The following is an 8,559-nucleotide window of genomic DNA, read 5'->3' as shown; positions in this document are numbered from 1 at the left end:
ATCGCTTCGGCGAGCGATTCGGACGCGCGGATGCCTTCGGAAAATACCCGCACCCGGTCAGCGACGGTGCGCCCATCCTGACCCATCGTGTTGCCGACGATGTCGTTGTTGAGCAACGCGCGCACCTGCCAGCCGCGCGCGCGCGCCGTCTCTGCGATCAGCCGCCCGCCCCAAAGCCCCTGTTCCTCGCCCGAGAGCAGGGCGTAGATGATGGTTGGACCAAAGCGTTGTTTGCTGAGGATGCGTGCGGCTTCCAGCACCAGCGCGCTGCCCGATCCGTCATCGTTGGCGCCGGGGGCATCGCTGGTGAAATCTGCGATGTCAGAGACGCGGCTGTCGATATGCGCGGACAGGATGATGATGTCATCGGGGTTGCCGCTGCCCTTTTGCACGCCCAGCACATTGACGACATTGACGCCTTCGGGTGCGCGCGGGCCGGTGAAGCGCCGGTCAATCTGTTCGACCGTGATGCAGCCGCCGCATTGCTTGCCGATGCGCGCAAATTCCGCTGCCGCCCAGCGCCGCGCCGCACCGATGCCGCGCGTCGGGTGATCGGCCGATGACAGGGTGTGGCGGGTGCCGAAGCTGACCAAACGCTCGACATCAGCGCGCAATCTTTGCGGATCAGCGCTGTTGTTGGCAAGGGCGGGCGCGGGAAACAGGGCGAGGGCGGCGATGATGCCAATGGTTTTTTTCATAATCGCCAGACTGGCGCAGCTTGTCACATAACTCAAGCAGGCGTTTCCTGCCTCACGCCTATGGCGCGGTCTTGAGATACCAGCGATCGTTGCCCTCAAGCGCGAGTGCGGTCAGCGTGCCGCTCAGATAGGCGCCGGTGTCGATGCCAATGCGGTTGCGGCATTCCTCGACATCTTCGGTGATGGTGTGACCGTGGACGATCAGCTTGTCGTGCGGGGCCTCATCCACGATGAAATCCTCGCGGATCCAGCGCAGGTCCTTGGAGCTTTGCTGCTCCATCGGCACGCCGGGGCGTACCCCGGCATGGACGAAGGCATAATCGCCCATGATGATCTGGTCCTTGAAGGCCTTCACAAAATCGACATGAGCGCGGGGGAACAGCGCCGGCACGCGCTCGGCAAGCGCATCCATTGCCAGCGCGTTATACTCGGTCACGCTGATGTCGTAGCTCAGGATTGTCTCGCGCCCGCCAATCTTGCAGAAAAAGCGCACCAGCTTTTCATCACCGGTCGCCGCGCCAAGATACACCTCTTCGTGGTTGCCCATCAGGAAATGCACGTTGTCGCCCAACTGTGCGGCCAGTTCCATCGCGCGGTCGATCACCCCGGCGCTGTCCGGGCCGCGATCCATCAGGTCGCCCAGAAACACAATGTGCGTATCGGCGGGGGGACGGGCGCGGTCGTCGGCGACGATCTGATCGAGCAGATCATCGAGCAGATCGCGCCGCCCGTGAATGTCTCCGATGGCATAGACGCGGCGGCCATCCGGCAGACACGCGGTGTCGATCGGAGCCAGTTTCGGTTTTCTGCGCAACAAGGCCTTCAGCATGGCGTGGTCAATTTCTGTTCAAGTTTTGCTCTGCGGGTACCCCGCTGGCGCTATAGCCAGCATTCGGCAAAATGTGCAACTGTCTGCCGTTCGCAGGTGCAACATGAACATGGGCAGAATGCGCGCGTGCAAAGCGAGCGCGCCTATTCCACCGCAAAGGTCAGTTCGGCATGCTCTTCCAGCCGCTTGACGAGATTTTCGCCAAGAAACGCGCCCGGCGTGCCGATCCCGCCTGGGTGGTCGCAGGAAAGCAGCGCAATCCCCGTCTCGCTCAGCATCCGGCAGGTCGAGCCATAGCCCGGATCATAGCGACCCTTGACGCCGTATTGCAGCCGTCCGCCATCGGCCATTTCGGCGACGAACACGACATCGTAAAAGCCGTTCTCGCGCTCTTCCTTGGTCGGCCCTTCGCCGGGCTTGGGCGGCTTGGCACCAAAAGGATTCTTCATGAATTCGAGCGCCGCGTTGGCCGCTGCCTTGCCGGCTTCGCCGGGGCTGGTCAGCATCATCTCGTCATATTTGAAATCGGTGCCATAGGGGTGGCCGAGCAGGAAATTGGTGCGGTGGACGTTCTTGGTGTTGATCGGCGCCATCACGAACGGCGCAGCCCATTTGCCAAGGTCTTCCTCATGGGAAGGGATCATGCCCGACGGTTGATCGGGACCTTCAAAGCCCGGCGTTAGCGCAAACGGGTTGCGCAGCACGTTGATGAGCGAGGGTTTCTTCGCCGCCGCCTTCATCGTCGCGCCAAGGCTCGCGGCGGTGCCGCCGGAGAACGTGCCCTGCATCGCGCGTACGCGCCCACGGATGCGCGGCGCGGGCTTGCCGAAGCGTTCGACCGCAGCCTTCTGCGTCATCATCACGCCAAGATCGAACGGGATCGAATCGAACCCGCTGGAAAAGCAGATGCGCGCGCCGCTTGCTTCGGCCGTGGATTGATGCTCGGCGATCTTTTCGGCCATCCACGCCGGTTCGCCGCACAGATCGGCATAATCGGTGCCGGTGGCAACGCAGGCGGCAACCAGCTTGTCGCCATAAAGCTGATATGGCCCAACCGTGGTCAGCACCACGCGGGTGCGCAGGCACATCGCCTCAAGATCGGCGCTGTCATCGGCGTTGGCGACCAGCAACGGCGTAGTGGCCGGGGCACCGATGGAGTCGCGCACCTGCTCCAGCTTGGCGCGGCTGCGCCCGGCCATCGCCCATTTGGGGCCGTCATCGCGCGGGCCGTAATGATGCGCGAGATACTCGGCCACCAGCCGCCCGGTATAGCCGGTCGCGCCATAGACGATGATATCGAATTCGCGGGTGTCCTTGGCTGCCATGGGCGCTCTCCTGATTGCGTTGGTCCCTGTTTCTATGGGTCAAAGCTTGGGCAAAGTCACGCCGCGCTGGCCCATATATTTGCCTGCGCGATCGGCATAGCTCACCTCGCAGGGTTCGTTGCCCTTCAGGAACAGGAACTGGCACGCGCCTTCATTGGCGTAGATTTTGGCGGGCAGCGGGGTGGTGTTGCTGAATTCCAGCGTGACATGCCCCTCCCAGCCCGGTTCCAGCGGGGTAACGTTGACGATGATGCCGCAGCGCGCATAGGTTGATTTGCCGAGACAGATCACCAACACATCGCGCGGCACCCGGAAATATTCGACCGTGCGGGCGAGCGCGAACGAGTTGGGCGGGATGATACAGACGTCGGTCTTGCGGTCGACAAAGCTGTTGGGGTCGAACTGCTTGGGGTCGACGACGGACGAATTGACGTTGGTGAATATCTTGAACTCGTCCGCCACCCGCGCGTCATAGCCGTAGGACGACAAGCCGTAGGAAATGCACCCGTCGCGCCGCTGCGCCTCGACAAACGGATCGATCATGCCGTTTTCATGCGCCTGCGCGCGGATCCATTTGTCGGAGAGGATGGACATCAGCGAATATTCTCCATCACCCGATCATCCTGAGCTTGTCGAAGGACCCGCAGCCAGGCAGGCGGAATCGCGGGGCCTTCGACAGGCTCAGGGTGAGCGGAAGGGGGGTAAGAGCGCAAAGCGGCTTAACCCAGATTGGCGGGGCCGAAGGCGGCTGGCAAGAGCACCGACAGCCGGTGCTCGAGATATCCGCCGGCGTGGCCTGAATAGACGAACGGATCGGTTTCACCCAGCTGGGCAAGTTCGGTAAGCACCTGACGGCAGCGCCCGCACGGGGTGACTGGTGCCGCCGTCGGGGCAAGCGCGCCATCATCGCCGAGCGGCCCGCCCATGATCGCGACTTCGACCAGCCCGCTGCGCTTCCCTTGCAGGTTCGCTGCGATCACCGCAGCTGTCTCGGCGCAGATCGAAAGGCCGTAGCTGGCGTTTTCGAAATTGCTGCCGGTGACCACGCTGCCATCGGCAAAGCGCAGTGCTGCGCCGACATGAAAGCCTGAATAGGGCGCATAGGCGCTCTTGGCCGCCGCGCGGGCTGCCGCCAGAAGCTCTGCGCTGTGCTGGTCGTCGCTCATTGTCTCACCACGTTCCAGCGCACCCCCTGCGGCGCGCCCTTGATCCGGTAGCGGCTGTTCGCCTGCCACATCACCCATGATTTTGCGGCATAATCGGGCGGAAAGAAATCGCCGATCAGCCAGACTGTGCGGCTGAGCCCGTCGCTGACCACATACGCCTCCTCGAAATCGGCAGAGATGCGCAGCAGCGCGGGCTTTTCGCTGTGGCTTTCGATCTGGTTCAAAAAGGTGTTGAGCTCGCTCAGCACCATTGCCCGGTCGGGGCGCGCCTTGCAGGCTTCTTCATCGAACGCCAGGCTGATCACCGGTGGCAGCATGTCGGGGTCGCGCGGCACGGTTGTGATGAACATCTCGGCCTGTTCTTCCTCGGTGTCGCACAGGCTGAATTCGTGCACCGCGCCATAGCGCATCCCGCTGTTGCGCGCCGCTTCAATATTGGCGGCAAACCGCGAGTCGCGGGTTTTGCCACCAGCGCTCGCGCGGACATAAGCGAAATCGCTGCCCATCACTGCCAGCGTCGGCCAACTCAGTGCCCCGTCTACGGACGTCACATAAAGTCCCTGCACCGGATAATCGTCGCGCGACGGCGCCCAGCGGCTGGTGGCCCACCACGCGGCTGCGGCCAGCAGCGCGAGTAGCACGACGATGATGGAAAGGCGGATCGACCAGCGTTTCAGCGTTGTAATATGCATGGGTGCTGCCGGATCAGCCCTTGATGTGCAGCACGCAGATCAACGTGAACAGGCGGCGCGCGGTTGGGAAATCGATCTCGATTTTCTCCTGCAACCGCTCGACCAGCAGCTCTGCGGCCTCATTGTGGACGCCGCGCCGCGCCATATCGATGGTCTCGATCTCCTGCGCGGTCGCCTTGCGAATCGCTTGATAATAGCTGTCGCAGATCGCGAAATATTCGCGGATCGGGCGACGGAATCGGCCCAATGCCAGCACAAGCGTTTCCAGATGGCTGCCATCCTCGCGCGCGATGGTGATCGCCAGTCGCCCCTCGTACACCGCAAGGCTGAGCCGGAATGGACCGGCATAGCCATCGGGATAATCTTTGAGCGGCTTGAAGACATTGTCCTCAATCAGGTCAAAGATGGCGATGCGGCGTTCCTGTTCGATGTCCGCATTGCGCCACAATATGGTCTGCTCGTCGAGCTCGACGTGGATGATGCGCGGGTCGGACATGTCGCCTTCAGTCTGTTGCGCAACCACCCGGACGGGGCAAGCGGAAAAACCGCACCGCCGGGCGCAGTACCGGCCTTGTCCACACGAATATTCGATGCCGTGCCTTGCGCGCCACAGGCAGTTGGCGGAATATGGCCCGATGTCCGACGATGTCCTGATTCAATCTGCACCTGCAACGCTACCTCCGCAGATTGCCGCGCCTGCGACGCGCGATGCCGCCGATCCGGTGCGGCTGCCGCGCAACATTGAGGCCGAGGCTGCGTTTCTGGGTGCGCTGCTGATCGACAACCGCATCGCCGAGGAAACGGCGTCGCGGCTGAAGCCTGAGCATTTCTTCGAGAACATCCACGCGCGGCTTTATGCCCAGATCATGCGGCTGATCGACAGCAATGTGACCGTGACCCCGGTGACGCTCAAGCCGTTTTTTGAAGGCGATGCCGCGCTCGCCGAGCTGGGCGGGATGCGCTACGTCGCGCGGCTGACCGGTGAGGCGGCGGGGCTGATCGGCGCGCGCGATTTCGCCCGCCAGATTTACGACCTGGCGCTGCTGCGCGAGCTGATCCAGGTCGGCCGCACGCTGGTCGACAAGGCGATGGACACCAGCGAGACGGTCGATCCGATGGGCCAGATCGAACTGGCTGAAGCGGCGCTTTACAATGTTGCCCAGGGCGAGGGTGAAAGCGGTGCGGCGGTCGAATTCAAGGCGGCGAGCAAGACTGCGCTGGGCATGGTCGAAAAGGCGCTCAACAGCGGCGGCCATATCTCCGGCGTCACCACGGGGCTTACTGATCTCAACGCCAAGATCGGCGGCCTGCACCCCAGCGACCTGCTGATTCTTGCCGGACGGCCGGGCATGGGCAAGACCTCGCTGGCCACCAATATCGCGTTCAATGCAGCGGCGCGCTGGCAGCTCGACAAGGCATCGGGAATCGATGACGACAAGAATGTCGGCGCGCGCACCGCGTTTTTCAGCCTCGAAATGTCGTCCGATCAGCTGGCGACGCGTATTCTGGCGGAGCAGTCGCGGATCAGTTCAGAAAAACTGCGCATGGGGCAGATCGCGCGCAGCGATTTCCAGCGGCTGGTCGATGCATCGCAGGCGCTTGAGGAGCTGCCGCTGTATATCGACGATACCCCGGCGCTGACCATCGCGGCATTGCGCGCGCGCGCACGGCGGCTCAAGCGCAAGCACAACATCGGCTTTATCGTGGTCGATTACCTACAACTGCTCCAGGGAACCGGGCGCAACGAGGGCCGGGTCAACGAAATCTCCGAAATCAGCCGGGGCCTGAAGACGCTGGCGAAGGAACTGCAAGTGCCGGTGATGGCGCTCTCACAGCTAAGCCGCGCGGTCGAAAGCCGCGAGGATAAGCGCCCGCAACTCTCCGATCTGCGCGAATCGGGCTCGATCGAGCAGGACGCGGACATCGTGATGTTTATCTATCGCGAGGAATATTACCGACTGATGGTCAAGCCCGATGGCCCGATCATGGACCCCAAGACCCCGCAGGACGACGAGATCAACCAAAAATACAAGGAATGGGAAGACAAGTTCAGCCCGACCGCCAACAAGGCGACGGTGATTGTCGCCAAGCAGCGCCACGGCTCCACCGGCAATGTGCAACTGCGCTTTGAAAGCGAGATCACCAAATTCAGCGATCTCGCCCGCGATGAATATGCGCCGGGCGGATTTGGGGAGTAGGGGCGCGCGTTGGCGCTCTTGTTTCATGAGGCAGTGATCGCACATTCGTCACCCTGAACTCGTTTCAGGGTCTATTTCTCCTCCCGCTCGAATCTAGCCAAGTCGCGCGATGGATGCTGAAACAAGTTCAGCATGACGGCGGAGTGCAGAGAACGACCGGCGTTTTCGCAAAAATCCGCCCCTGCAGGGGGAGGGGGACCCAAAGCGGTGGAGGGGTGATGCCCTGTCGCTGACGTGGACGCCCCTCCGTCAGTCCTGCGGCCTGCCACCTCCCCGAATCGGGGAGGATCTGCAGGTCACAATCCCGCAAGTACATCCCCCGCCGCATCCCAGTCCGCAAAGGTCTGGCGCAGCCATGCGTCATCGAACAATGTGTCAGCATAGCGGTCGCCGCCGTCGCAGATCAGGCTGACGATGCTGCCCTGCTCCCCGATTGCGATCATCTCGCGCGCCAGTTGCAGCACGCCGATCAGGTTGGTGCCGGTCGATGGCCCGACGCGGCGGCCCAGCCGGTCGGACAGGAAGCGCGCGGCGGCAAAGCTTTGCGCATCGGGCACCTCGATCATCCGGTCGATGACCTCGCGTTGAAAGCTGGGCTCAACGCGCGGGCGGCCGATGCCCTCGATGCGGCTGCGCTGGTCCGAGACCAGATCGCGCCGCCCCGTGCGCCAACTTTCCGCAAACACCGACCCTTCCGGATCGACCACCGCCATCCGGGCGCAGCCGATGCTGTGCGGACGATAGCGCACATAGCGGCCGATGGTCGCCGATGTGCCGCCGGTGCCTGCGCCCACCACGATCCAGTGCGGCACCGGATGCGGCTCGAGCATCATCTGGGCGAAGATCGATTCGGCGATGTTGTTGTTGCCGCGCCAGTCAGTGGCGCGTTCGGCAAAGGTGAACTGGTCCATGTAACGGCCACCGGTTTCACGCGCCACCTGCTGTGCGGTGGTATAAATGTCGGCGCTGTCGGCGATATGGCAGCGCCCGCCCAGCCGCTCGATTTCGGCCAGCTTGGCCTGCGCTGTCCCCGGCGGCACCACCGCGACGAACGGCAGGCGCAGCAGCCGCGCAAAATAGGCTTCGGATATCGCGGTCGATCCCGATGACGCTTCGACGATGGTCGTGCCTTTGCCGATCCAGCCGTTGCACAGGCCATAAAGGAACAGCGAGCGCGCCAGCCGATGCTTGAGCGACCCTGAAGGGTGCGTGGACTCGTCCTTGAAATAGATGTCAACTCCGTCAAGTCCGGCCAGATCGACCCTGACCAGATGCGTGTCGGCAGAGCGGCTGTGATCGCCCTCGATGGCATCAATCGCCCAGCGCAGCCATTCGCGGCAGGGTGGCTGGTTCATGTGGCGGTCCCCTTCCGGCATCCGTGTTCCAGCGGGCGCCGGAGGACGGCTATCGCATGTTTTGCCGTACAGCCAATGCCGCGTGGACCGCCGCAACGCAAGGCTTCAAAACGCCGTGGGAAGGTGTAAAGGGGCGCATAAATCTCCCCAAGCAAGGCATCTGTCATGACCGAACTGATTGCGCTGCGTGACCGGGTGCGGGCGCACCACCGCGCCGACGAAAGCGCGGTGCTCGATTATCTGATGGGCCAGTATGCGCCCTCGCCCGTGCTGCGCGCGCGCATCCGGGCGCGCGC

Annotated in this window: 9 protein-coding genes; 1 reads left to right on the top strand and 8 read right to left on the bottom strand. The window is 63.0% G+C overall.

The genetic code is table 11. The features are described 5' to 3' along the window. From ACEW8G_RS08935 to ACEW8G_RS08905, 7 genes are all read right to left on the bottom strand, one after another. A partial coding sequence (locus ACEW8G_RS08935) for a M28 family peptidase (RefSeq protein ID WP_373488079.1) occupies positions 1 to 698 on the bottom strand: 698 nt, incomplete at its 3' end. Positions 699 to 756: 58 nt separating this feature from the next. Beyond that, positions 757 to 1,527: a metallophosphoesterase family protein gene (locus ACEW8G_RS08930; RefSeq protein ID WP_373488078.1), complete on the bottom strand. Its 771-nt coding sequence runs from the start codon at positions 1,525 to 1,527 to the stop codon at positions 757 to 759. A gap of 143 nt (positions 1,528 to 1,670) precedes the next feature. After that, positions 1,671 to 2,852, bottom strand: coding sequence for a trans-acting enoyl reductase family protein (locus ACEW8G_RS08925; RefSeq protein ID WP_373488077.1), 1,182 nt, complete (start codon positions 2,850 to 2,852; stop codon positions 1,671 to 1,673). 39 nt (positions 2,853 to 2,891) lie between these two features. Beyond that, entirely contained in the window at positions 2,892 to 3,446 is a 555-nt protein-coding gene (gene dcd / locus ACEW8G_RS08920; protein ID WP_373488076.1) for a dCTP deaminase, read from the bottom strand. A gap of 125 nt (positions 3,447 to 3,571) precedes the next feature. Next, positions 3,572 to 4,018, bottom strand: a complete 447-nt coding sequence (locus ACEW8G_RS08915; protein WP_373488075.1) for a cytidine deaminase — start codon at positions 4,016 to 4,018, stop codon at positions 3,572 to 3,574. Further along, positions 4,015 to 4,710 carry a glycoside hydrolase family 25 protein gene (locus tag ACEW8G_RS08910; protein WP_373488074.1) on the bottom strand — a complete coding sequence of 232 codons (696 nt, stop codon included), beginning with the start codon at positions 4,708 to 4,710 and terminating at the stop codon, positions 4,015 to 4,017. The genes ACEW8G_RS08915 and ACEW8G_RS08910 overlap by 4 nt, the downstream gene beginning before the upstream one ends. Before the next feature lie 13 nt (positions 4,711 to 4,723). Next, the gene (locus tag ACEW8G_RS08905) at positions 4,724 to 5,206 is read right to left on the bottom strand and encodes a UPF0262 family protein (protein WP_373488073.1); all 483 of its coding nucleotides are present in this window, start codon (positions 5,204 to 5,206) and stop codon (positions 4,724 to 4,726) included. Between the two features lie 139 nt (positions 5,207 to 5,345). Here ACEW8G_RS08905 and ACEW8G_RS08900 point away from each other — a divergent pair, with 139 nt between their 5' ends. Further along, on the top strand, positions 5,346 to 6,908 hold the full coding sequence (locus ACEW8G_RS08900; RefSeq protein ID WP_373488072.1) for a replicative DNA helicase: 1,563 nt from the start codon (positions 5,346 to 5,348) through the stop codon (positions 6,906 to 6,908). 296 nt (positions 6,909 to 7,204) lie between these two features. On the opposite strand, the gene ACEW8G_RS08895 is transcribed toward ACEW8G_RS08900, so the two are convergent. Continuing rightward, complete coding sequence (locus ACEW8G_RS08895) at positions 7,205 to 8,263, bottom strand: PLP-dependent cysteine synthase family protein (RefSeq protein WP_373488071.1); 1,059 nt, start codon at positions 8,261 to 8,263, stop codon at positions 7,205 to 7,207. Positions 8,264 to 8,559: the final 296 nt, after the last annotated feature.

This window comes from Blastomonas sp., from assembly GCF_041747255.1.
Lineage (GTDB): Bacteria > Pseudomonadota > Alphaproteobacteria > Sphingomonadales > Sphingomonadaceae > Blastomonas.
Note: the sequence above shows the minus strand (reverse complement) of the source record. Positions and strands in the feature narration are given on the sequence as shown.

Excerpts from the sequence above, each read along its gene's own strand:
- ACEW8G_RS08930 (WP_373488078.1), bottom strand. The coding sequence starts at position 1,527 with ATGCTGAAGGCCTTGTTGCGCAGAAAACCGAAACTGGCTCCGATCGAC.
- ACEW8G_RS08925 (WP_373488077.1), bottom strand. The coding sequence starts at position 2,852 with ATGGCAGCCAAGGACACCCGCGAATTCGATATCATCGTCTATGGCGCG.
- dcd (WP_373488076.1), bottom strand. The coding sequence starts at position 3,446 with ATGTCCATCCTCTCCGACAAATGGATCCGCGCGCAGGCGCATGAAAAC.
- ACEW8G_RS08915 (WP_373488075.1), bottom strand. The coding sequence starts at position 4,018 with ATGAGCGACGACCAGCACAGCGCAGAGCTTCTGGCGGCAGCCCGCGCG.
- ACEW8G_RS08910 (WP_373488074.1), bottom strand. The coding sequence starts at position 4,710 with ATGCATATTACAACGCTGAAACGCTGGTCGATCCGCCTTTCCATCATC.
- ACEW8G_RS08905 (WP_373488073.1), bottom strand. The coding sequence starts at position 5,206 with ATGTCCGACCCGCGCATCATCCACGTCGAGCTCGACGAGCAGACCATA.
- ACEW8G_RS08900 (WP_373488072.1), top strand. The coding sequence starts at position 5,346 with ATGTCCGACGATGTCCTGATTCAATCTGCACCTGCAACGCTACCTCCG.
- ACEW8G_RS08895 (WP_373488071.1), bottom strand. The coding sequence starts at position 8,263 with ATGAACCAGCCACCCTGCCGCGAATGGCTGCGCTGGGCGATTGATGCC.